At 71.1% G+C, this 22,650-nt stretch carries 20 protein-coding genes; 13 read left to right on the top strand and 7 right to left on the bottom strand.

Annotated features, from left to right (window positions below):
- Positions 1-66 precede the first annotated feature (66 nt).
- From OG841_RS09055 to dnaK, 7 genes are all read left to right on the top strand, one after another.
- Positions 67-2,142, top strand: coding sequence for a phage holin family protein (locus tag OG841_RS09055; protein WP_371564372.1), 2,076 nt, complete (start codon positions 67-69; stop codon positions 2,140-2,142).
- A 95-nt stretch (positions 2,143-2,237) separates the two neighbouring features.
- Positions 2,238-3,299 (top strand): ATP-binding protein, encoded by a 1,062-nt coding sequence (locus OG841_RS09050; protein ID WP_266391880.1) that lies wholly within the window; start codon positions 2,238-2,240, stop codon positions 3,297-3,299.
- 59 nt (positions 3,300-3,358) lie between these two features.
- On the top strand, positions 3,359-5,089 hold the full coding sequence (locus OG841_RS09045; RefSeq protein WP_371570630.1) for a vWA domain-containing protein: 1,731 nt from the start codon (positions 3,359-3,361) through the stop codon (positions 5,087-5,089).
- A 64-nt stretch (positions 5,090-5,153) separates the two neighbouring features.
- On the top strand, positions 5,154-5,582 hold the full coding sequence (locus tag OG841_RS09040) for an OsmC family peroxiredoxin (protein WP_059209520.1): 429 nt from the start codon (positions 5,154-5,156) through the stop codon (positions 5,580-5,582).
- Between the two features lie 94 nt (positions 5,583-5,676).
- Positions 5,677-7,023 carry a hypothetical protein gene (locus tag OG841_RS09035; protein WP_365122371.1) on the top strand — a complete coding sequence of 449 codons (1,347 nt, stop codon included), beginning with the start codon at positions 5,677-5,679 and terminating at the stop codon, positions 7,021-7,023.
- A gap of 7 nt (positions 7,024-7,030) precedes the next feature.
- A complete protein-coding gene (locus OG841_RS09030) occupies positions 7,031-7,789 on the top strand; it encodes a glycerophosphodiester phosphodiesterase family protein (protein WP_365122368.1) in 759 nt (252 codons plus the stop codon).
- 95 nt (positions 7,790-7,884) lie between these two features.
- Positions 7,885-9,741: a molecular chaperone DnaK gene (dnaK, locus tag OG841_RS09025; RefSeq protein ID WP_328641910.1), complete on the top strand. Its 1,857-nt coding sequence runs from the start codon at positions 7,885-7,887 to the stop codon at positions 9,739-9,741.
- Between the two features lie 6 nt (positions 9,742-9,747).
- Here dnaK and narJ read toward each other — a convergent pair whose 3' ends face one another.
- From narJ to OG841_RS09010, 3 genes are all read right to left on the bottom strand, one after another.
- On the bottom strand, positions 9,748-10,233 hold the full coding sequence (narJ, locus tag OG841_RS09020; RefSeq protein ID WP_328641911.1) for a nitrate reductase molybdenum cofactor assembly chaperone: 486 nt from the start codon (positions 10,231-10,233) through the stop codon (positions 9,748-9,750).
- A gap of 304 nt (positions 10,234-10,537) precedes the next feature.
- The gene (locus tag OG841_RS09015) at positions 10,538-11,332 is read right to left on the bottom strand and encodes an SAM-dependent methyltransferase (RefSeq protein WP_328641912.1); all 795 of its coding nucleotides are present in this window, start codon (positions 11,330-11,332) and stop codon (positions 10,538-10,540) included.
- A 39-nt stretch (positions 11,333-11,371) separates the two neighbouring features.
- On the bottom strand, positions 11,372-12,235 hold the full coding sequence (locus OG841_RS09010) for a helix-turn-helix domain-containing protein (protein ID WP_328641913.1): 864 nt from the start codon (positions 12,233-12,235) through the stop codon (positions 11,372-11,374).
- A 214-nt stretch (positions 12,236-12,449) separates the two neighbouring features.
- Between OG841_RS09010 and OG841_RS09005 the strand changes: the two genes are divergently transcribed.
- The gene (locus OG841_RS09005; RefSeq protein ID WP_365122359.1) at positions 12,450-12,875 is read left to right on the top strand and encodes a hypothetical protein; all 426 of its coding nucleotides are present in this window, start codon (positions 12,450-12,452) and stop codon (positions 12,873-12,875) included.
- Here the strand turns inward: OG841_RS09005 and OG841_RS09000 are convergent.
- A complete protein-coding gene (locus tag OG841_RS09000) occupies positions 12,857-13,684 on the bottom strand; it encodes a helix-turn-helix domain-containing protein (protein ID WP_365122357.1) in 828 nt (275 codons plus the stop codon). The two genes, OG841_RS09005 and OG841_RS09000, sit on opposite strands and share 19 nt — an antisense overlap.
- 48 nt (positions 13,685-13,732) lie before the next feature.
- Between OG841_RS09000 and OG841_RS08995 the strand changes: the two genes are divergently transcribed.
- The 3 genes from OG841_RS08995 (at position 13,733) to OG841_RS08985 (ending at position 15,946) form a co-directional block, all read left to right on the top strand.
- Entirely contained in the window at positions 13,733-14,806 is a 1,074-nt protein-coding gene (locus OG841_RS08995) for an ADP-ribosylglycohydrolase family protein (RefSeq protein WP_371570627.1), read from the top strand.
- Positions 14,807-14,892: 86 nt separating this feature from the next.
- Positions 14,893-15,198, top strand: a complete 306-nt coding sequence (locus tag OG841_RS08990) for a 4a-hydroxytetrahydrobiopterin dehydratase (protein ID WP_328641916.1) — start codon at positions 14,893-14,895, stop codon at positions 15,196-15,198.
- Between the two features lie 4 nt (positions 15,199-15,202).
- On the top strand, positions 15,203-15,946 hold the full coding sequence (locus OG841_RS08985) for a class I SAM-dependent methyltransferase (protein ID WP_365122355.1): 744 nt from the start codon (positions 15,203-15,205) through the stop codon (positions 15,944-15,946).
- On the opposite strand, the gene OG841_RS08980 is transcribed toward OG841_RS08985, so the two are convergent.
- Together OG841_RS08980 and OG841_RS08975 are read right to left on the bottom strand one after the other, a co-directional pair.
- The gene (locus OG841_RS08980) at positions 15,915-16,391 is read right to left on the bottom strand and encodes a hypothetical protein (protein WP_371564365.1); all 477 of its coding nucleotides are present in this window, start codon (positions 16,389-16,391) and stop codon (positions 15,915-15,917) included. The genes OG841_RS08985 and OG841_RS08980 overlap by 32 nt on opposite strands.
- Positions 16,388-16,867 (bottom strand): hypothetical protein, encoded by a 480-nt coding sequence (locus tag OG841_RS08975; RefSeq protein WP_328641919.1) that lies wholly within the window; start codon positions 16,865-16,867, stop codon positions 16,388-16,390. Before OG841_RS08975 ends, OG841_RS08980 begins: the two co-directional genes overlap by 4 nt.
- Positions 16,868-16,907: 40 nt before the next feature.
- Between OG841_RS08975 and OG841_RS08970 the strand changes: the two genes are divergently transcribed.
- Both OG841_RS08970 and OG841_RS08965 read left to right on the top strand, forming a co-directional pair.
- Positions 16,908-17,858, top strand: a complete 951-nt coding sequence (locus tag OG841_RS08970) for a helix-turn-helix transcriptional regulator (protein ID WP_371564363.1) — start codon at positions 16,908-16,910, stop codon at positions 17,856-17,858.
- Positions 17,859-17,901: 43 nt separating this feature from the next.
- A complete protein-coding gene (locus tag OG841_RS08965) occupies positions 17,902-19,773 on the top strand; it encodes a rhamnogalacturonan lyase (protein ID WP_371564361.1) in 1,872 nt (623 codons plus the stop codon).
- A 43-nt stretch (positions 19,774-19,816) separates the two neighbouring features.
- On the opposite strand, the gene OG841_RS08960 is transcribed toward OG841_RS08965, so the two are convergent.
- Positions 19,817-22,483, bottom strand: a complete 2,667-nt coding sequence (locus OG841_RS08960; RefSeq protein ID WP_328641922.1) for a cellulose binding domain-containing protein — start codon at positions 22,481-22,483, stop codon at positions 19,817-19,819.
- Positions 22,484-22,650 lie beyond the last annotated feature (167 nt).

The following is a 22,650-nucleotide window of genomic DNA, read 5'->3' as shown; positions in this document are numbered from 1 at the left end:
ACCCGTATGACACGCTGGTCCCAGCGCCCGCACCGACGACGGGCCGGGACGTGAGGTGTACGGGGCGTGCGTGCGGGGCGTTGGCGGCGGGTGGCCAGTCAGGTCGGGCGGAGCGTCACGGTATGGGTCGTCTCCACCCTGACGATGCTGGTGCTGGCGGGCATCCTGCCGGACTTCCGGCTCCAGTCCCCGACCGGTGACAGCGCGACCCGGATCGCTGTCACGGCGGCGTTCGGCGCCGGTGCCTTCGGTGTGCTGTCGGCCGTCGTATGGCCCCTGCTCGTACGGCTGTTCCTGCTCGTACCGACCCTGGTGCTCGGGCTCCTCGTCTTCTTCCTCAACGGGGCGCTGCTGCTGCTCGCCCTGCGCCTGAACCCCGCCGAGCGCGGCGACGCAGCCCCGGAGACCGCGGTCGTGGTGGCCGCCGTGATGTCCGCGGTCGCCTCCGCCACCGGCGGTGCCCTCGCGGTGCGCGACGACGACGCCTACCGGCGCCGCCTGTACCGTCTCGCCGACCGCCGCCGCCGAGGCGGCCCCCTGGGTCCGGCCACCCCCGGCACGGTCTTCCTCCAGCTCGACGGAGTGGGCCACGACGTCCTGCTGGCCGCGGTGCGTGAGGGACTCATGCCGACGATCGCCCGATGGCTGGGCCACGGCGACCACTCCGGCCGTGGGGTACGCCCCACCCACCGGCTCACGTCCTGGCGCACCGACTGGTCCAGCCAGACCGGTGCCAGCCAGCTCGGCATCCTGCACGGCAGCAACCACGACGTCCCCGCCTTCCGCTGGTACGAGAAGGACCACGGCGAGGTGATGGTCTGCAACCGTCCGACCAGCGCCGTCGAACTCCAGCACCGGGCCGTGGAACAGGCGGGACACGGCGGACTGCTCGCCGTCGACGGCGCGAGCCGCGGCAACCTCTTCTCCGGCGGCGCCGAGGAACAGGCCCTCGTCCTGTCCATCGCCACCCGCCGACGCAGCCGCGAGACCCGCTCCCGGGCCGGCTACTTCGCCTACTTCTCCGACCCCGCCAACGCCGTCCGCACCGCCATGTCGTTCTTCGCCGAGGTCGGCCGCGAGATCGGCCAGTCGACCCGCGCCCGGATACGCAAGGAACGCCCCCGGGTGGGCCGCGGGGGCCTGTACCCGCTCGTCCGCGCCTTCGCGACCGTCGTGGAACGCGATGTCGTGGTCGCCGCCGTCATGGGCGACATGCTCGCCGGGCGCACGGCCGTCTACGCCGACCTCGTCGCCTACGACGAGGTCGCCCATCACTCCGGGCCCACGAGCCGCGACGCCGCGAAGGTCCTGGAGCGCCTGGACCGCTCGCTCGCGCTGATCGAGAACGTCGCCGAGCACGCTCCGCGCCCGTACCGGATCGTCGTCCTCTCCGACCACGGCCAGAGCCCCGGCGAGACCTTCCGCACCCGCTACGGGCTCACCCTCGGCGACCTGGTCCGGGCCGGCTGCGGGCTGCCCGTGTCGCGCAAGGCCGAGCGCACCCACAGCGGGGCCGAGGCCCGCGCCGCCGTCCGTGCCGCGCTGCGCCGGCCGGGCAAGGAGGGGCGTGAGCAGTACCGGCCCGCGCGCGACTCCGAACCGATCGTGCTGGCGTCCGGCAACCTCGGGCTGGTCTCCTTCCCGGACGTGCATCACCGGATGAGCAAGGAGGAGATGGACGCGAGGCACCCGGCTCTGCTGACCACTCTCGCCAATCATCCTGGTGTCGGCTTCCTCCTGGTGCGCAGCGAGGAGTACGGCGGGGTGGTGCTGGGGCCGTTCGGTACGGAGATCCCGCTGGAGCAACTGGACGAGACACCGGGGCCGTTGGCCGACTTCGGGCCGGGGGCGGCCGATGTCGTGCGCCGGACCCACTCCTTTCCGCACACCGCCGACATCATGGTCAACTCCTGGTACGACCCGGCGGAGGGGGAGGTGCTCGCCTTCGAGGAGCAGATCGGGTCGCACGGCGGGCTGGGGGGTGCGCAGGCCAAGCCGTTCCTGCTGTCGCCGCTCGCCCTGTCCGAGCCTCCTGAGGACATCACCGGGGCCGAGCAGGTGCACCGGGTGCTGCGGGGGTGGCTCGACGAAGCGGGAGGTCCTCAAGTGCCGTTGGGGAAGGCGGAGGAGAAGGCCGCGTAGACCTTCGGCCCGGGAAAATCAGCTGCGTCCGTTCGGGGCCACGCACACACTGTTCGAGTCATCCCCTCCTCGAACACCTCCCTGGAGCCACCGCTTTGCAGGCTGCCGTCACCGTTTCGCCCTCCCGTATCCCCGAGCTTCTCCTCGGCCTCGCCACCGTGCGGCCCGTCTTCGTCTGGGGTGCCCCCGGCATCGGCAAGTCGTCCCTCGTCAGGGAGTTCGCCGCCTCGCTGGGCCTGGAGTGCGTGAGCCTGATCGGTACCCAGCTCGCTCCCGAGGACCTCATCGGGGTGCCCCAGATCCGGGACGGGCGGTCGGTGTTCTGCCCGCCGGAATCCATCGCGCGCGACGAGCCGTACTGTCTGTTCCTGGACGAGCTGAACGCGGCCACGCCGGATGTGCAGAAGGCGTTCTACTCGCTGATCCTGGACCGCCGTATCGGCGACTACGAACTCCCCAAGGGCTCCATCGTCATCGGTGCCGGGAACCGGGCCACCGACAACGCCCTCGCCCGGCCCATCGCCTCCGCCCTCGTCAACCGCCTCACCCATGTCCACCTGGAGGCGTCCGCGAAGGACTGGCTGGTCTGGGCCGCCGAGAACGGCATCCACCCCTGGATCCTCGACCACCTCACCGACCGGCCCGACCACCTGTGGTCCAAGCCGCCGAAGACCGAGGAGCCCTTCTCCACGCCCCGCTCCTGGCACATGCTCTCCGACGCGCTGCACTCCTTCGGCCGCGACCTCGACGAGGAGACCCTGAAGGTTCTCGCGCACGGCACCCTGACGCCCAGGCACGCGACCGCGTTCTGCGGCTACGTCAAGATCGTGCGCAGCCGGTTCGGCATCGAGGCGATCATCAAGGGCGACGCCCGCTGGCCGAACCGCCTGGAGGACCGCGACCTGCTCTACTACCTCGCCGAATCCTTCCGCGGCCGTCTGATCAAGGAACTCCCGGTCAGCAAGGAGCACATGTCGGCGGCCGGTCGCCAGACGGCGTACCGAGCCAAGTCGCTGCTCGTCCAGCTCGCCGAGATCTCCGTCGAGGTCGCCCAGACCGTCATCGCCTCCGATGCCGACGGCAACCCCGTACTGCCCTCCTGGTTCCTCGTCGAGGCGGCTCGTGACATGCCCCGGCTGGTGGAGGCGCGGCGGTGAGCCGGAGCCCGGAAAAGAAGAAGAAGCGGGACCTCGCGGGCGAGGCGTTCGCCGAGGGAATGAAGCTGATGCGGGCCAACCCCGCCCTCGCGGCCGTCGAGTTCGACGTCTGCCGCCGGGAGGAGTGCCGGTTCGCGCCCCGGGACGGGCTCGTGGTCGTCGACTCCGACGGCGATCTCCACGCCCACCCCGACCGGCTCGCCGAGCCCACGGCCTGGGCCTGGGCGCTCGCCCACGCCGTCCTGCACCTCGGCTTCGGACACGTCCCGTCGGTGAAGGGCGAACGCACCCAGCCCGACCGCTTCGACCTCGCCGCCCGGTGTCTCGTGGTCAACCGCTTCCTGCTCGGCTTCCCCGTCGGCAGGGCCCCCGAGCACCTGCCCGCCTCCTACCCCGACGGCGACGAGGAGCAACTCGCCGCCCGCTGGCGGCGCGACGGCATCCCGGGCGTCTACGAACACTGCGGTACGGCGGGCTCCGAGCCCGACCAGCTGCTGCTGAGGTGGGCGGGCTGGTCCCAGCCGCCCGACTGGCAGCTGGCGTTCGCCACCGCCCTGACCCGGACCGTGTCGGCGGCGATGGACATGGCGGGCGGCCGCCGCGACTCCCTCGACGGCGAGGCGCCCACGCTGCGCCCCTGGCAGCGGGCCCTGAGCTGGTTCGTCTCCTCCTACCCGCTGCTCGGCGGCATCGCGGCCGGCATCAAGCTGGTCGCCGACGCCGAACTCGCCCGCGCCCACGGCATCGCGATCGCCGCCGTCAACGCCGAGGCCGCCGAGATCTACATCAACCCGCTGCGCCGCTTCGACGACGAGGAATGGCGGTTCATCCTCGCCCACGAGATGCTGCACGCCGCCCTGCGCCACGGCGACCGCTGCGGCACCCGCGACCCCTACCTCTTCAACATCGCCTGCGACTACGTCATCAACGGCTGGCTCAACGACATGCGCATCGGCACCATGCCCGAGGGCCTGCTGTACGACCCCGAGCTCGCCGGCCTCTCCTCCGAGGAGGTCTACGACCGCATCGCCGGTGATCTGCGCCGCATGCGCCGGCTCGCCACGCTCCGCGGCAAGGGCGCCGGCGACATCCTCGGCGGCCCGCTCGGCTCGCCCCGCGACTACGTCGACCTCGACGAGTTCTACCGCCGTGGCCTCGCCCAGGGCCTCGACCTGCACCAGCGGCAGGAGCGCGGGTTCCTGCCCGGCGGCCTGGTCGAGGAGATCCGCGCGCTCAGCCATCCGCCGCTGCCCTGGGACGCACAACTCGCCCGCTGGTTCGACGAGTTCGTGCCCAGCCCACAGCCCGTGCGGTCCTACGCCCGTCCCTCGCGCCGTCAGTCGTCCACCCCCGACATCCCGCGCGCAGGCCGGTACTTCCCGCCCGAGGAGATCGCCCGCTGCACCTTCGGCGTGGTCCTGGACACCTCCGGCTCGATGAACCGCACCCTGCTCGGCAAGGCACTCGGCGCGATCGCCTCGTACGCCGAGGCCCGGGACGTACCGGCCGCCCGGGTCGTCTTCTGCGACGCCGCCCCGCACGACGCCGGCTATCTGCCCGTCACCGAGATCGCCGAACGGGTCCGGGTGCACGGCCGCGGCGGCACCGTCCTGCAGCCCGGCATCGACCTGCTGCACCGCGCCGACGACTTCCCCACGAGCGCGCCCGTGCTGGTGATCACCGACGGCTGGTGCGATGTACTGCGGGTGCGGCGCGAGCACGCCTACCTGATCCCGCAGGGGGCCAGACTGCCGTTCACCGCACGGGGGCCGGTCTTCCGCGTGAGCTGAGCCGTAGTGTGATCGGATGGTTCCCGTACACCCCCGTCAGCGGGACCACACGAAAGGACTGACCGTGGCCACCACGCGCTCCGCACACACCGTTTGGGAAGGCAACCTCCTCGAGGGGAGCGGTGTCGTCAACTTCGACTCCTCCGGTGCCATCGAGGCACAGCCGGTCACGTGGGCCTCGCGCTCCCAGGACGCCAACGGCAAGACCAGCCCCGAGGAGCTGATCGCCGCCGCGCACTCCAGCTGCTTCTCGATGGCACTGTCGCACGCCCTGAACGGCGCGGGCACCCCGCCCACCAAGCTCGTCACCTCGGCCGACGTCACCTTCCAGCCGGGCGAGGGGATCACGGGCATCCACCTCACCGTCGAGGGCACCGTGCCGGGCCTGGACGAGGAGGGCTTCGCCGCCGCCGCGGACGACGCCAAGGCCAACTGCCCGGTCAGCCAGGCCCTGAAGTCCGTCCCGATCACACTGGACGCGAAGCTCGCCTGAACCCGAAGGCACCAGGTCGCGCAGGCCGCCCGTCCGGGGCGGTCTGCGCGCGGCGCGGTTCGGGGGTCGGTTCGGTGGCGCGGGAGGGAACGCGATGACTGTGGGAACGGCCGGGGGTACGGCGGCACTCGACTCCGGCACCCGTGAACTCACCCGTGTCGTCGTGCTGTTCAGCCTCACCGGCCGCCTGGACCCGGGGCGGCCCTCGCTGGGCAGCCTCGTCGACAGATTCGACTTCGGCCGCTTCGCGCTGCACCTGAAGTCCAGTGAGGCGGTGCTGCCCGTGCCGGTGCTCGTCGAGGACGTGGCCCCCGAGGACCTGCGGCTGCCGCACGGCGACCACGGACTCGACCTCGCGTCCGTCGAGATCGCCGTCCTCGCCACCCCGCGAGGGGACATCACCCTGGCCCTGGACTGCGAATTCGCCGGACAGACGCCTCCCGCCGCCCTCGCGGCATGGCTCGCCGACACCTGCTTCGACCGGGAGCGGATCACGCTCGGCAGCAGAGCCCTGCTCGACGCGCTGGGCGGCCGGCTCGCCCCGCGGGAGCCGCTCGCCTTCGGCCAGAACGTCCACCAACTGGTCTTTCCCGGTGGCGACTTGGCGAACGACCTGCTGGGCCCCGACGAGACCGGCCCGCCGACCCTGCTCAACGAGATCGTGTACCGCGGCCGGCTGTCCACGTCGGAGGCGCCCCACCTCCACAAGAACGGCCGCACGCTCTCCGCGCACGGCCGAGGGGTGTCCGTCCACGCCGGCTGGGCCGCGCACGTGGAGAACGGCCTGATCCTGGTCGCCGTCGGCATGATCTCCGCCCTCGCCGTCCTCCAGCGCACCCGGCTGGCCGCCTTCGAGACCATGCGCGCCAACGAACGGGCCGCGGCCGAGTCGCCGTACGAGATCCGCAGGCTGATCTCCCGGCTCTCCGACGGCGTGAACGAACTCCAGCTGGACCTGGCCTTCGGCGTCGAGGCGTACATCGACAGCCTGCTGATCCCCGAGATGGTCATGGAGGCCTTCCAGTCCTCGCTGCGCGACGTCTTCGGCATCCCCGACAGCCTGGACAACTCCGCCAGGATGGTCGAGCGTCTGACCTCGGTGATCAGCGCCCGCTCGGCCGCCCTGGAGGCCCAGCTCGCCGAGCGCGACGACCGCAGGGACCGTACGGTGTCGGCGCTCGTCGCGGTGGCCACCGGCATCGCTCTGCCGCCGACGCTGCTGCTGGCGTTCTTCGGGGCCAACGCCTCCGACGTCGACAATCGGCGGTCCATCTTCGACGCCTACTACCTCCCGGCCTACCTGCTGGCCTGGCTTCCCTTCATCGCCCTCGCCGTGATCGGGTACCTCCTGCTCAGGCGGGTCAGCAGGCGCTCCGGCGCGCTGCTGGCGACTCCGACGGCCGCCCCGCGGTCGCCGTCCCGTCCACCGTCCGGAAGCTGAGAGCCGTATGCCTCGACGTCCCGCCGTCTCCGCCCACCGGGGTGGATCCGAGCGTGCCGGCGCGGCGACCTGGGAGGCCTACGAGGACGCGATCCGGTCCGGGGCGGAGTACGTCGAGTTCGACATCCGGCGTACGGCGGACGGGGTCTTCGTCGTCCACCACGACCCTCGGGTGGGGCACACCGGCCCACTGCTCAGCGAGATCACCCACGCCGAGCTCAGCGAACGGTCCGGTCATCGCGTGCCGGTCGTCGACGAGGTGATGTCCCTGATCGCGGGGAAGCTGATCGGGCACCTGGACCTGAAGGAGAGCGGCTACGAGCGGGAGCTGATCGACCGGGCGGTCGCCCTGCTCGGCGCGGACGGCTTCGTCGCCACGACTCTGGAGGACCGTTCCGTCGCGGCCATCGCACGAGCCTTCCCGCGCGTGCGCACCGCCCTGTCGCTGGGGCGCGACCGCAGGGAGATCGCCCGGGCCCGCCTTGCCGGCACCCGGCTCAGCGAGCTGCTGCCGATGCGCCGGGTGCGCGCCTGCGGCGCGAGCGGGGTGGCCGTGCACCAGCGGCTGGCCCGCGCCAACGTGCTGCGCGAGGCGGCCCGGCACGACCTGTTCACCATGGTCTGGACGGTCAACGACGACACCCTGATGCGGGCCTTCCTCGGCCATCCGCGGGTGGACGTCCTGATCACCGACCGGCCGAGACGGGCCGTCGCGCTGCGCGGGGAGCCGCTCAAGGAGCGTCCACCGGGGTACTCGTCCCACTGAGCAGGGCCATCCGCGCCATTGACAAGAGCGCACTCAAGTTTTGTGCTGGAGTGCGGGATGGCTCCCGTGGACATCCCTGGCGGAAGGGGACAGCGATGGGACGTGCGGTCGGGATCGATCTCGGGACCACGAACTCGGTGGTCGCCGTGCTGGAGGGCGGTGAACCCACGGTTGTCGCCAACGCGGAGGGGGCCAGGACCACACCGTCGGTCGTGGCCTTCGCGAAGAACGGCGAGGTCCTGGTGGGCGAGGTCGCCAAGCGGCAGGCCGTGACCAACGTCGAGCGCACCGCGCGCTCCGTGAAGCGGCACATGGGCGACGGAAGCTGGCGCTTCCCGGACCAGGGCTCCGTCGACGGCACCCGGTACCGGGCGCAGGAGCTGTCGGCGCGGGTGCTGCAGAAACTGAAGCGGGACGCCGAGTCCTATCTCGGCGAGGACGTCACCGACGCCGTGATCACGGTGCCCGCCTACTTCGACGACTCCCAGCGGCAGGCCACCAAGGAGGCCGGGGACATCGCGGGGCTGAAGGTCCTGAGGATCATCAACGAACCCACGGCGGCCGCGCTCGCGTACGGCCTGGATCGGGGCGAGGAGCAGACGGTCCTGGTCTTCGACCTGGGCGGCGGCACCTTCGACGTGTCCCTGCTGGAGATCGGCGACGGGGTCATCGAGGTCAAGGCCACCAACGGCGACACACACCTGGGCGGCGACGACTGGGACCAGCGGGTCGTCGAGCACCTCGTGAAGAAGTTCCAGGGGCAGTACGGCGTCGATCTCGGCAAGGACAAGATGGCGCTGCAGCGGCTGCGCGAGGGGGCCGAGAAGGCGAAGATCGAGCTCTCGTCGTCCTCCGAGACCACGATCAACCTGCCCTACATCACCGCCTCCGCGGAGGGGCCCCTGCACCTCGACGAGAAGCTGACCCGCGCGCAGTTCCAGGAGCTCACCGCCGATCTGCTCGACCGCTGCAAGACCCCCTTCCACCAGGCGGTCAAGGACGCCGGCATCAAGCTCGCCGCCATCGACCACGTGATCCTCGTCGGCGGCTCCACGCGGATGCCCGCGGTCACGGATCTGGTCAAGGAACTCACGGGCAAGGACCCGCACAAGGGCGTCAACCCGGACGAGGTCGTGGCGGTCGGCGCGGCGCTCCAGGCGGGCGTCATCCGCGGCGACGTCAAGGACGTGCTCCTCCTCGACGTCACCCCGCTGTCCCTGGGGATCGAGACCAAGGGCGGCATCATGACGAAGCTCATCGAGCGCAACACCACGATCCCCACCCGCCGTTCGGAGATCTTCACCACCGCGACCGACAACCAGCCCTCGGTCGGCATCCAGGTCTACCAGGGGGAACGGGAGATCGCCGCGTACAACAAGAAACTGGGCGTCTTCGACCTGACCGGCCTGCCGCCCGCCCCGCGAGGCGTCCCCCAGATCGAGGTCGCCTTCGACATCGACGCGAACGGCATCATGCACGTCTCGGCCAAGGACCTCGCGACCGGGCGCGAACAGAAGATGACGGTCACGGGCGGATCGGCGCTGCCCAAGGACGACATCGACCGCATGATGCGCGAGGCCGAGCAGTACGCCGAGGAGGACCGCAACCGCCGCGAGGCCGCCGAGACCCGCAACCAGGCCGAGCAACTCGTCTACCAGACGGAGAAGTTCGTCCGGGAGAACGGCGACAAGGTCCCCGCCGACACGAAGACGGAGGTCGAGTCGGCGGTCGCGGAACTGAAGCGGCTCCTGGAGGAGAACGCCGACACCGACACCCTCCGGGGCGGCGTCGAGCAACTCGCCTCCGTCAGCCAGAAGATGGGTCAGGCGATGTACGCACAGGCCCAACAGCCGCCGCAGGACGAACCGTCCGCACCGCAACACGAGGAGGAGGGAGTGGTCGACGCGGAGATCGTCGACGACGAGAAGGACCAGAAGGGCGGGGCCGCCTGAGGCCCGTCAGATCTGTGTCCCCGCAGTCGGGAGCGTGGCGCACACGGCGTCGAGGACCGTCGCGTACGGCGTGCCGAAGTCGGTGAGCCGGGAACGGAGTTGCTTCAGCGCGTCGTGGTGCTCGGTGAGCAGGTCGATGTCCCCGGTGCGGGCGGCGAACTCCAGCACCGAGGGCAGGAAGTCCGGCAGCTCCTCACCGGTGAACTCCAGCCCGGCGGCCCGGTAGACGTCCTTGAACCGCACCAGCGACACCTCGCGTCGGGCTTCCCCGTCCTGCCACGAGCTCAGATACAGACTGTGTCGATGGGAGAAGTCGAAGACCTGGACGTAGTGCGCTGCCAGGTCCCGCGCGGGCGTCACCGCCGCGTGGTCGACGAACTCCCGCAGCTGCGGGGCCGCCTCACGCAGCAGCGGCAGCCGCGCGCGGAAGTCACTGTCGGGATACGTCAGGCAGAGCGCCGCCGCCTGGTACAGCACTGCGTCCGAGGGCATCAGATCTCCTCAGCGTCGTCCGTGTTCTCCGGGCGTGCGCCCCCGGCCGCCGTCGGAATCACGTACCGGTCCTCGTACCACGGTCGCGGTGGACGACGTCCGTCGCGTCCGCCGGTCAGCCCCATGCCGTGCAGGTCGGGGGCGGCCTTGCCGGGCCGGCAGACCGCCCCGCCCGCAGCAGCGGCGCGCCTGGCGCCCTCGGCGGTGTCCTGGTGTCCGTCACGTGCGCTCCCTTGCTTGCCCGTGGCTGCTTCGAACCTAGGGCGGGGCGTGGGAGCGCACCCGTTCACGGCACCCGTACGGGTCAGACCTTGCGCGCGACCCCCGCGTAGACCGGCACGATGCCCTCCGCCTGGGCCGCCACGTCCTCCGGACCCGGACGCCAGCCCGACACCGGGATCACGCCGGGGCCGAGCAGCTCCAGCCCGTCGAAGAAGCGGGAGAACTCGGCGAGCGTGCGGGGGAAGAAGGGGGTGCCGTTGCGACGGAACTGCTCGGCGGCCTTCTCGATGGCCTCGGGGCTCAGATCGGGGGTGACCTGGGAGAGGATCACGAAACTGCCCGGGGCGAGTTCGGCGACGTACCGCTTGAGCAGCCCGTACGCGTCGTCGTCGAGGTAGTGGGTGAGCGCCACCAGGGACAGCGCGATCGGCTCCGAGAAGTCCAGGGTCTCGGCGGCCGCCCGCAGGATGGTGTCCGGGTCGCGGACGTCCGCGTGCACATAGTTCGTGGCGCCCTCGGGGGTGCTGTGCAGCAGGGCCTGCGCGTGCCTCAGGACGATCGGGTCGTTGTCCGCGTACACGACCTTCGCCTCAGGGGTGATCTCCTGCGCCACCTGGTGCAGGTTGGGCTCGGTGGGGATGCCGGTGCCGATGTCGAGGAACTGGCGGACACCGGCCTCCGCGGCCGTCCGCACCGCCCGGTGCATGAAGCGGCGGTTGGCACGCGCCCCACGCACCACGGTGGCGTCCACCTCGAGGATCTTGCGGGCCAGTGCCTCGTCCACCGGGTAGTTGTCCTTGCCGCCCAGCCACCAGTCGTACACCCGCGCCGGGTGCGGGCGGCTCGTGTCGATTCCGGGTGCGTCGGATCCGGTCATGCGGTGCCTTCTCCCCTGTGATGTGGTCGTGCTGCCCGCTCAGAAGTCCTCGCGGCGCTCCCGCAGCAGCTTCTTCGTGCGCTCGGCCGACGCGGCCCGCGCCGACATGTGGTCCAGGACCTCCAGGTGCGTGGCGACCTCCTGGCGGGAGTCGAGATACAGCGCACCGGTCAGGTACTCGGTGAAGACCAGGTCGGGCAGCTCCGGCTCGGAGAAGCGGAACAGTGAGAAGGGCGCGTACGTCCCCGGGTGCGGGCCCTCTTCGAACTCGCACACCTGGAGCGTGACCCGGTCGCGCTCGGTGAACTCCAGGAGCTTGTCCAGCTGCTCGCGCATCACCTCGGAGCGGATGCTCACCGGGCGGCGCAGCACCGTCTCATCCATGATCACCCACAGATGGGGTGCGTTCGGGCGCTCCAGCAGTTGCTGCCGGGCCATGCGCAGTGACACATGCCGTTCCAGCGCCTCAGAACCCGCCTGCCCGATGGTCCCGGCCTCCATGACGGCACGCGCGTAGTCCTCGGTCTGGAGCAGTCCGGGCACGAAGTGCGGCTCGTAGGACCGGATGATCCCGGCCGCGCCCTCGAGGCTCACGTACAGGCTGAACCACTCGGGCAGCACGTCGTGGAACCGCTGCCACCAGCCCGGTTTGTTCGCCTCCTCGGCCAGCTGGACGAAGGCCTCGACCTGTTCCTCGGAGACGCCGTACGTCTCCAGGAGCACCTGGACATACGGGATCTTCAGGGCGACCTCGGCCATTTCTATGCGCCGCACGGTCGCGGGGGCCACCCGCAGTACCTGGGCGGCCTCCTCGCGCTTGAGGCCGGCCGCCTCCCGCAGTTCCTGAAGCCGCCTGCCGAGCACCACCTGGCCCACGGTCGGCGCAGGTCGCCGCTCACTCACGCCACGCCTCCCCTACGCGTCGAAGCTTGCGTGCAGTGTGCCATGTTCCCGTGCCGGGCTCACCGGTCACGACCGCTTCTTCCTTACCTCCCGGGTAATCGACCAGGACCCGGGCGGCCGGGATCGTGGTGGTCACGGGTTCCGGGCCGGCGCACTCCGGTCCGGGGCCCGCTGTCCGCTTCCCCGTTCCGACCTCGACGGAGGGTGATTCATCATGTCCGCGACCCAGCTCGCCGTGCTCGCCCGCACCTCCGACCCGCACACCATGCTGCGCCGTTTCCTCGCCCTGGACGCGGCGGTGACCGGTGCGAACGGTCTCGTGTACCTCCTCGGGTCCGGACCGGTCGGCCGGTTCCTGGGCGTCGGCTCCGGACTGCTGCTCGGACTGGGGGTCTTCCTCGTGGCGTACGGCGTCGTCGTGGGCGTCCTCGCCTCGCGCGGCCGTCCGCGGGCACTCGCCGTGCGTGCCGTGGTCGAGGCCAACCTCCTGTGGGCCGCCGTGAGTTGTGCCGCCCTCGGACTGTGGCTGGCGCCGAGCACGGCCGGTGCGGTGTGGACCGTGGTGCAGGCGATCACCGTCGCCGGGTTCGCGCTGCTCCAGTACGCCGCGTTGAAGGCCCGTCAGGGCAGCAGCGTGTGAAGGTACTTGGCCGTCGCCGGGTCGGCCGGGAGGAACGTCTCGATGGCCAGCTCGGAGACGGTCACGTCCATGGGGGTGTTGAAGGTGGACGTGGACGAGATGAACGACAGGGTCCGCCCCTCGTGCTCGATCCGCATCGGCAGCGCGAAGTACGGTACGGGCTCCGGCTGTTCGAGGCTGTCCTCGGTCCCGAAGACCGTCACCGGGTACGCCGCCACCTCCTCGTACAGGGCCCGCAGCGACTCCGAGCGGCGCAGGGCGATCTGCCGCCGCATCTGCTCCAGCAGATGGCCGCGCCACTCCCGCAGGTTGCGGATGCGCGGGGCGAGACCCTGCGGGTGCAGGGTGAGCCGCATGGTGTTGAGCGGGGGCTGGAGCAGGGACTCCGGGATGCCGTCGAGCAGCATCGTGATCCCCCGGTTCGCGGCCACGACGTGGTACGCGGCGTCGAACACCAGGGCCGGGTAGGGCTCGTAGCCCTGGATGAGCCGCTCGATCCCCTCGCGCACGGCGTCCAGGGCCGGATCGTCCAGCGGGGTCTCCGGGAAGCGCGGGGCGTAACCGGCCGCGAGCAGCAGCGCGTTGCGCTCCCGCACCGGCACCTCCAGATGCTCGGCGAGCCGGAGCACCATCTCCTCGCTCGGGCGGGAGCGCCCCGTCTCGACGAAGCTGATGTGGCGGGCACTGGAGTCCGCCCGCAGGGCCAGCTCCAGCTGACTGACCCGCCGTTGCTCCCGCCAGGCGCGCAGGAGCGGACCGACGCCCTGGTCGGAGGCGGAGGTGACCTTGGCGGAGGGAATAATGGCCATGCATACGACCGTAGTCGAGGAGTGGGTGCGTTGATCGGGCCGTGGACGATGGAGAGCGCGGCGGTGTACTGCGCCAGGGTGCGGGGCTGCCTGCTGGGCGGGGCGATCGGGGACGCCCTCGGATACCCGATCGAGTTCGCCTCTCTGGACCGAATCCGCTCCACCCACGGCGAGCGCGGAGTCACCGGCTTCCTGCCCGGCGCGTACGGCGCGGTCGGGCTGATCAGCGACGACACCCAGATGACCCTCTTCACCGCCGAGGCCCTCACCCAGGCCGTCCGGCGGGAGCGGGAGCGCGGTGTCAGCGGCGCCTGGTCCCGGCTGCTGAGCTGGAGCTACGAGCGGTGGCTGGAAACCCAGGGCAAGCCGGGCCCCGAGCACGCCACCGTGCCGGAGGACAGCCCCCGCGGCGGCCTGATCGACCAGGCGTGGCTCTACTCCCGGCGCGCCCCCGGCAACGCCTGTCTCTCCGGGACCGCCCAGCGGTACCACCCCGAGCCGTGGCTCGCGCTCGAAGGCAAGCCCGGCCAGGTCAACCCCGACTCCAAGGGCTGCGGCACGGTCATGCGCTCGGCTCCCTTCGGCCTGTGCGACACCGGACACGAAGCCTTCGAGAAGGCCGCCCGCGGCGCCCAGATCACCCACGGCCACCCGACCGGCTACTACGCGGCGGGCGCGTTCGCCGTGATCGTCGCGCACCTCGTCGCCGGCGACTCCCTGGAGGGCGCGGTGCTGCGGGCGATGCGGCTGCTGGCCCGCTACCCCGGCCATGAGGAGACCTCGACCGCACTGGGACGCGCCGTCGACCTTGCCGCGCAGGGTGGTGAGCCCACGGCCGAGAAGGTCGAGTCCCTCGGCGCCGGCTGGGTCGCCGAGGAGGCACTCGCCATCGGCGTCTACAGCGCCCTGGCCCACCCCCACCTCCGCAGCGTCCGGCATGCGCTCCTGCTGTCCGTCAACCACTCCGGTGACAGTGACTCCACCGGTTCGATCTGCGGAAACCTGGTCGGCGCGCGCCACGGCGACGTCGCTCTGCCGCAGGAGTGGGTGGAGCGAGTGGAGGGGCGGGGCGCGATCGCCGCGGTCGCGGACGACCTTGCCGGGGCGTGTGTCCGCCTCTGACCCCCGGGGAACCCTCTGACCAGGGCCGCGGCAGTCGCCTTGTGGGAGCCTGGACAGGTACCCCCACCCGTGGAAGGAGCGAGGTCATGCCCGTCGAACCCCTGTCGCAGAAGGAGATCGAGGACCGGCTCGCGGAGCTGCCGGGCTGGTCCGTCGACGACGGCAAGCTCACCCGCGCGTACCGCCTCGGCACCCACTTCGCCGCCACGGCGATGGTCGTCCACGTCGCCCAGGTCCAGGAGGAACTCGACCACCACTCCGACCTCACCCTCGGCTACAACACGGTGGCGCTGTCGGTGCACACGCACAGCGCGGGCGGCGCCCTCACGCAGAAGGACTTCGAGCTCGCGCAGCGGGTGGAGGCCCTCGCCGCGGGCCACGGAGCGCAGTGAGCCCGTGCTCGACTACGACAAGGAGGCCGACGCCTACGACGCCAGCCGCGGTGGCGAGCCCAGGGCCGCCGCGGCCGCCGACGCCGTGCTCGGCCTCATCCCGGCGGACACCCGGCGCCTCCTCGACGTGGGCTGCGGCACCGGGATCGTCACCCGCAGGCTCGCCGCCGCCCGGCCCGCGGCCTACGTCACGGGCGCCGACCTGACGTCCGGCATGGCCCGCACGGCCGCCGTACGGCTGCCCGGCGCGATCGTGCTCGCCGACAGCCGGGCGCTGCCGTTCCCCGACGCGGTGTTCGACGCCGTCACCAGCGTGTGGCTGCTGCACCTCCTCGGCCGGCCCGAGGACGTCCGGGCCGTGGTCGCCGAGTGCGCCCGGGTCCTGAGGCCGGGCGGGGTGTACGTCACCACCGTCGACAAGGCCGCCGCCCACGACGTGGGCAGCGACATCGACGCCGTCCTCGCCCCGCGCCCGCGCCGCCCGGCGCCGGACGCGGCACCGCTCGTCGAGTCGTACGCCGCCGCCCACCTCCTGCGTCCGGCAGGCCGGACGCGTTTCCCGGGCCGCGGTCAGGGCCGCAGCCCCCGGCGCACCGCCGCCGACCTGCGACGCGGCTGGTTCACCCGGCTGCCGCCCGGCGACCCGCTCACCGAACGGTTCGCCGAGCGGTTGGAGAAGCTGCCCGACCAGGAACTCCCGCGCCCCGAACCGGTGTTCAGTGTCCGGTCGTTCCAAAAGGCCGGCTGAAGTCCATGGTCCAGTTGGTCACCCAGGTCTCCCCGCCGTCGACGGAGAACGCCTGCTCCCAGTGGGCCGCGGCCCCGGACATGCCGGCCCACACGAACCGCACCCGCACGTCCTTCCCGTCGTACGTGTCGTCGCCGTGGAACTCGCCGCGACCGTTCCCGAACCCTCCTACGACCGGCGGGAACAGCTTCCCGCTGCGGCTCGCGGCCCAGTTCAGCGACCACTGCCCGGTATCCCGGTCGAAGAGTCGCAGGGTCGCGCCCTTCGCCTCCAGGCGCGGCATGTCGATCTCGTCGATGTTCGCCGCCCCGTCGAACAGCGGCCGGCAGCGGCTGGTGGCCGGGAACTCCTCCCAAGGGCTGTCCGGATCGAGGAAGTCGGTGCGGCGGCGGTTGATGACCTCCCATTCGCCGTGGAAGAAGTCGAAGTCGTGCGGACTGCTCATGAGCGGTCTCCTGTGGTTCCTTCGGGCAGCGAATCGGCCAAGTAGGCCTTGAGGTCCGGGACTTCGGGTGCGAGCAGATGCCGTACCCAGGCGTCCCGTTCGTGCAGGATCGGCGGCAGCTCCCAGACGCAGCCGATCCAGGGCAGGTCCGGCCGGACGAAGTGCGTCGGATCGACGTCCGGACAGCGGAGCGCCGGCTGCCCGGCGGCGGCGCCCCGGAAGTGGAGCACGTTGTCCCACACCCAGCTGTAGGCGTTGAGGTAGGCGCCGGTGTCCGCGCCCCGGTGCAGCACGACGAAGGTCGCGGGCGGGGTGCCGTCCGGCTCCGGCAGCAGTTCCGGGAGGATGTCGTACGCCGCCTTCTCGACCTCGGGCGCGATGCCGGCCGGATCGGCGGTGACGTGGTAGCGCTTGACGTGCCGTCCGGCGACCTCGATCGGCGGTGGCACGGTCAGCAGCTTCTCGGTGAAAGCCATGCTCAGGACGCTAGGCCCGCTTCACTGACATCCTGTGTCAGTGAAAGCCGGCCGACTTGTCTCGATCCTCCTCCTGCTCCAGACCCGGGGCCGGATGACCGCCGCCCAGCTCGCCGAGGAGCTGGAGGTGTCCGTCCGCACGGTCTACCGGGATGTCGAGGCGCTGGGCGCGGCCGGTGTCCCGCTGTACGGCGACGCGGGCCACGCCGGCGGCTACCGCCTCCTCGACGGCTACCGCACCCGCCTGACCGGTCTCACCCCGGAGGAGGCCGAGGCGCTCTTTCTCGCCGGAGCGCCCGGTCCCGCCGCCGAGCTGGGGCTGGGTGCCGTCCTCGCCGCCGCCCAGCTCAAGGTACGGGCCGCGCTGCCGGCGGAGCTGCGGGCCCACGCGGACCGGATCAGCGGACGCTTCCACCTCGATACGCCCGGGTGGTACGCGCAGGCCGAGCAGGCGCCGTACCTGCCGCAGGTGGCGGAGGCGGTGTGGAACGGCAGGGTGGTGACGGTGGTGTACCGCCGCTGGGCCGAACCGACCGACGTGGAGCGCCGATTGGAGCCGTACGGCCTGGTGCTGAAGGCAGGGCGCTGGTACGTGGTCGCGGGGCCGGGGCCGCGCACCTTTCGCGTGGACCAGATCCTCGAACTGACCTCCTCGGATGAGGAGTTCACCCGACCCGAGGACTTCGACCTGGCTGCCTACTGGACGGCCTACCAGCGGGACTTCTACGACCGGCTGTACCGGAGCGAAGCGGTCGTGCGGGTGGCGCCGGGCGTACGGCTGCCGAGGGCGGTCCACGACCGCGTCGACGCCGACGGCTGGACCCTCGCCCGGGTCCCCATCGAGTCCCTCGGGCACGCGCAGGGTGAATTCCTGCGCCTGGGCGCCGACATCGAGGTGCTGGAACCCGCCGAGCTGCGCGAACGGATGGCCCGCACGATCGCCGAACTGGCCGAAAGGTACGGCAACTCCACTTCCCGTTGCGGCGACTGAGGAGCGGAACCCGTCCGTCCCCACCGCTTCGGAGGTTCACCCCGTGCAGCACCCGCACCCGCACCGCAGACGCCGAGTCCTCCTCTCGGCGACGACCGCCGCCGTGGCCCTCGTGGCCGCCGGTCTGACCGCGCTGTCGCCCGGTACGGCCGAGGCCGCCACCGCCCGCCAGGTCGAGAAGCTCGACCGGGGAGTCGTCAGCGTGCACACCGGCAGCGGCAACCTGGTCAGCTGGCGCTGGCTCGGCACCGACCCCAACGACGTGTCCTTCAACGTCTACCGCGCCGGCACGAAGGTCAACTCGACCCCGGTCACCGGCTCGACGAACTTCTTCCACTCCGGCGCGCCCGCCGAGGCCGACTACACGGTCCGCGCGATCGTGGGCGGTGTCGAGCAGACCGACTCGGTCCACGCGGTCCAACTCCGCACCGGCTACAAGGACGTGCCCATCAGCCCGCCGGCCGGCGGCACGACTCCGGACGGCGTCGCCTACACCTACGAGGCCAACGACGCGTCCGTGGCCGACCTCGACGGCGACGGCGCGCTGGACTTCGTCCTCAAGTGGCAGCCGACCAACGCCAAGGACAACTCCCAGTCCGGCTACACCGGCAACACGATCCTGGACGGCGTCAAGCTCGACGGCACCCGGCTGTGGCGGATCGACCTGGGCCGCAACATCCGTTCCGGCGCCCACTACACGCAGTTCCAGGCGTACGACTACGACGGCGACGGCAAGGCCGAGGTCGCGATGAAGTCGGCGGACGGCACGGTCGACGGCACGGGCGCGGTGATCGGCAGCTCGTCGGCCGATCACCGCAACTCCAGCGGCTACGTCCTGTCCGGCCCCGAGTACCTGACGATGTTCAACGGCCTCACCGGCAAGGCGATGCAGAGCGTCGACTACGTCCCGGCGCGCGGCACGGTGTCGTCGTGGGGCGACTCGTACGGCAACCGGGTCGACCGCTTCCTCGCGGGGACGGCGTACCTGGACGGGGCCCGCCCGTCGCTGATCATGGCCCGCGGCTACTACACCCGTACGGTGATCGCGGCCTGGGACTGGCGAGGGGGTGCCTTCACCCGCCGCTGGACCTTCGACACCAACTCCTCGACCAACAGCGGCAAGGGCTACGACGGCCAGGGCTCGCACAGCCTGTCCGTCGGGGATGTGGACGGTGACGGCAAGGACGAGATCGTCTACGGGGCGATGGCGGTCGACGACAACGGCAACGGGCTGTGGACGACGAAGACCGGGCACGGTGACGCCCAGCACCTCGGCGACCTCGACCCCTCCCACGCGGGCCTGGAGTACTTCAAGGTCTCCGAGTCGGCCTCACAGCCGGCGGAGCTGTACATCAACCCGGCGAACGGCACGGTGAACTGGAAACTGGCCGCGTGCTGCGACAACGGTCGTGGAGTGGCCGGTGACATCTGGGCGGGCAACGACGGGGCCGAGGTCTGGTCGGCCTCCGACACCTCGATCCGCGACGAGGCCGGTGCCACCAAGGGCCGCGAGCCGTCCTCGGTGAACTTCCTGTCCTGGTGGGACGGCGACACGGTCCGTGAACTCCTCGACGGCACCCACATCGACAAGTACGGCACCTCGTCGGACACCCGCCTCCTCACCGGAGCGTCGGTCCACTCCAACAACGGCACCAAGGCGACCCCGTCGCTGTCCGGCGACATCCTCGGCGACTGGCGCGAGGAGGTCGTCTGGCCGACGTCGGACAACAAGGCGCTGCGGATCTACTCGACCCCGATAGAGACGTCGACGAAGATCACGACCCTGCTCCACGACACGATGTACCGCACCGGCCTGGCCTGGCAAAACACGGCCTACAACCAGCCCCCGCACCCGAGCTTCTTCATCGGCAACGGGATGGCGACGGCACCGAGGCCGGCGGTGTACACGCCGTGACCTGAGCGACAGGGCGGCTGCGGGCAGCCGCCCTGTCGTCGGGTCAGGCCACCGTGCAGGCCTGCTCACCCAGCTTGAACGCGGTCGGTTTCCCGTTCGTCCCCGACCAGCTCCCGGTGAAGCCGAAGCTCACGGAGGAGCCCGCGGCGACGTTGGCGTTCCAGCCGACGTTCTTCGCCGTGACCGTCGAGCCCGACTGGGTGGACTCGGCGTTCCAGGTCTGGGAGATCGTCTGGGCGTTGGGGAAGGCCCAGCCGAGTGACCAGCCGGTCCAGGCGCTCGAGCCCGTGTTGCTCAGCTGGACGTCCGCCTGGAAACCGCCCGACCACTGGTTGGTGATCTTGTACGTCACCGCGCAGGCGCCCGTGGGTGTGGGATCGGGCGGGTCCGTCGGGTCGGTGCCGCCTCCGCCGCTCGTGTCGGACGTGTCGCCGTAGATCACGCCCCGTCCGTTGGTCGAGACGTACACCCGGCCGTACACCCGCGGGTCACCGGTGATGGCCGCTCCGGTCCAACCCCACTGGTGGGCGTCGTCGTTGATGCGGGTCCAGGTCGCGCCCTTGTCCGTCGAGCGGAAGATGCCGCGGACGCCACCGATCTTCGCGCTGGTGTAGAGCGTCTGGTACGACGCCCCCGTGGCCGCCTTCCCGAACCCGATCGCGTCGGCCTGGTCGACGTTCGAGAGCTTCGTCCAGCTCGCGCCGCCGTCCGTGGAGTGCCACAGGCCGTACGCCCCGTCGGTGGCCCCGCCCGCGAGCCAGACGTCACCCTTCACGCCGGGCAGTGCCTTGAAGCGCACGCTGTCACCGCTCGGCAGTCCGGTGGCCGCGGACGCCGTGAACGTCGCCCCGCCGTCCGTACTGACGTAGAACTTCCCGGACTTGAAGCCGTAGAAGGTCTTCGCGTCCACCCGGTCCGACTCCACGATCGCCCCGGCCGGGATGCCGCTCGACGCCGACCAGGACGAACCGAAGCCCGTCGTGTTGTACACGCCCGTGCCGTCCGGGCTCCACACGAACCGGCTGCCGTCCGACGCGGCGGCCACCGTCCCGCCACCGCTGACTCCCGAAGGGTCGGTCCCGGCGAACCAGTTGGCCCCGTTGTCCGTCGAGAACGCGATGTGCGGACCCGAGTCCAGATTGCCGACCCGTACCACCGTGTTCGCGTTCGTCTCCGCGAAGTCCAGACTCGTGGTCGTGGTGAAGTTCGGGGACGTGAACATCATCGACGGCACCTTGGTGAGGTCCGTGTGCCGGAAGCCGCCGACATCACCGAGCGCGCTCAGCAGCGGGGCGCCGGAGGGCGGCGACGCCAGGTCGTTGACCGCCGTCTCCTCCAGGCCCTGGACCATCGGCTTGATCGTGAACTGCCCGCCGGAGTCCCAGTTCGTGAGGTTCTCCGTGCCGTAGAGCGTCGCCCCCGTCCCGTACATCATGCGGTTCGAGTTGAACGGGTCGATCTCCAGCGACTCGGTCATCCACCCGAGTTTCGGCGCCTGTTCGGGCGGCGACGGATTCGCGCCCCAGGTGAGCCACGGGGAGGAGGAGACATCCATGGTGTAGCGGTTCGCGCGGTTGGGGTACGACGTGTAGTCCCACGCCCGCGTCCACGTCGCCCCGCTGTCCGTGGAGCGGAAGATCTGGGTGTCCGGCCACCAGGAGCTGTAGGCAGTGGCCATGACCGTGCCGGGCTTCTGCCGGTCCACCGTCAGTCCGCTGAAGCCGTAGTAGGTGTCGGCCTCCGCGACCGGGCTGATGTTCGTCCAGGTGCCGGTCGCCGTCGCGTACCGCCACACCTGGCCCTTGCCGCCGTCGTACGGCCCGCCCTTGTCGCTGTAGGAGAGATACAGATAGCCGCCCGCCGCGTCCAGGACACCCTTGTGGGCCAGGTAGCCCGTCGGCTGGCCGGCGAGCCGCGTCCAGGTCGCGCCCGCGTCCGTCGACCGGTACACCGAGTTCTGGAGGTCCGCGACGCCGACGTAGATCGCCCGGGTGGCGTTGCCGGACGTGCCCGTCGACTCGTCGAAGGTCACCCAGACGATGCCCTGGTTGTCGCTGGCGTAGCCGCTGGTGTCGCTCGGGTCCTGCTGGTAGTTGCCGACGTTGGGGAAGTTCGCCACCTGCGACCAGCTGACCCCGGAGTCCGTCGACCGCCACAGCCCCTTGCCGCTCGGCGCCCCGAGATACAGCACGCTGTTCTTGTTCGGGTCCACCGCCAGCCGCTCGCCCATGCCCCGCCCCGGCATGTTGCCGCCGAGCTTGAAGGGCAGGTCGGTCTTCTGCCAGCTCGCGCCCCGGTTCGAGGAGCGCATGACCGCGCCGTTCTTCGGGTCCCAGCTGTTGGTGTACGTCCCGACGGCCGCGTACACCTTGTTCGGATCCACGGTGTCGGAAGCCAGGCTGACCACGCCGGTGTGCCCCCAGTCGTCCCAGCCGACCGAGTCCAGCAGCGGCGTCCACGTCTTCGTCGACTCCTGCCAGCGATAGGCCCCGCCGATGTCCGTGCGGGCGTACGCCAGGTTCTTCTCCTTGCGGTTGAAGACGATGCCGGGCACGAAACCGCCGCCGTCGATCCGGGCGTTCTTCCAGGTATACGTGTCGGCGGCGAGCGAGACCTTCGCGGTGCTGTCGGCCGCCAGTGCGGGTGGCGTGCCGGCGAGCAGCCCGGCCGCGAGCGCGAGCGCGGCCGTGAGGATGCGGGTTCTTCGCACGGGAGGGTCCTTTCCGGAAAGGGGGCGTGGGGGGTAAGCGCTTTCCTTGCGGTGCGAGAGGTGCCGGGCGACCCCCAGTGCGGGAGGGGGCCGCCCGGCCGTTGCGGCCCCGCCGTCCGGTGGCGGAGCCTTATACGCGGAGCCTTCGAGCGGCTCCGGGGAGGGAA

The organism is Streptomyces canus, assembly GCF_041435015.1.
Taxonomy (GTDB): Bacteria; Actinomycetota; Actinomycetes; order Streptomycetales; family Streptomycetaceae; genus Streptomyces; species Streptomyces canus_G.
This window is presented reverse-complemented; position numbering and strand designations above follow the sequence as displayed.

What these genes read in the sequence shown, in the direction of transcription:
- OG841_RS09045 (WP_371570630.1), top strand. Translation starts at nt 3,359, where the DNA reads ATGAAGCTGATGCGGGCCAACCCCGCCCTCGCGGCCGTCGAGTTCGAC.
- OG841_RS09035 (WP_365122371.1), top strand. Translation starts at nt 5,677, where the DNA reads ATGACTGTGGGAACGGCCGGGGGTACGGCGGCACTCGACTCCGGCACC.
- OG841_RS09030 (WP_365122368.1), top strand. Translation starts at nt 7,031, where the DNA reads ATGCCTCGACGTCCCGCCGTCTCCGCCCACCGGGGTGGATCCGAGCGT.
- dnaK (WP_328641910.1), top strand. Translation starts at nt 7,885, where the DNA reads ATGGGACGTGCGGTCGGGATCGATCTCGGGACCACGAACTCGGTGGTC.
- narJ (WP_328641911.1), bottom strand. Translation starts at nt 10,233, where the DNA reads ATGCCCTCGGACGCAGTGCTGTACCAGGCGGCGGCGCTCTGCCTGACG.
- OG841_RS09015 (WP_328641912.1), bottom strand. Translation starts at nt 11,332, where the DNA reads ATGACCGGATCCGACGCACCCGGAATCGACACGAGCCGCCCGCACCCG.
- OG841_RS09005 (WP_365122359.1), top strand. Translation starts at nt 12,450, where the DNA reads ATGTCCGCGACCCAGCTCGCCGTGCTCGCCCGCACCTCCGACCCGCAC.
- OG841_RS09000 (WP_365122357.1), bottom strand. Translation starts at nt 13,684, where the DNA reads ATGGCCATTATTCCCTCCGCCAAGGTCACCTCCGCCTCCGACCAGGGC.
- OG841_RS08995 (WP_371570627.1), top strand. Translation starts at nt 13,733, where the DNA reads ATGGAGAGCGCGGCGGTGTACTGCGCCAGGGTGCGGGGCTGCCTGCTG.
- OG841_RS08990 (WP_328641916.1), top strand. Translation starts at nt 14,893, where the DNA reads ATGCCCGTCGAACCCCTGTCGCAGAAGGAGATCGAGGACCGGCTCGCG.
- OG841_RS08980 (WP_371564365.1), bottom strand. Translation starts at nt 16,391, where the DNA reads ATGAGCAGTCCGCACGACTTCGACTTCTTCCACGGCGAATGGGAGGTC.
- OG841_RS08975 (WP_328641919.1), bottom strand. Translation starts at nt 16,867, where the DNA reads ATGGCTTTCACCGAGAAGCTGCTGACCGTGCCACCGCCGATCGAGGTC.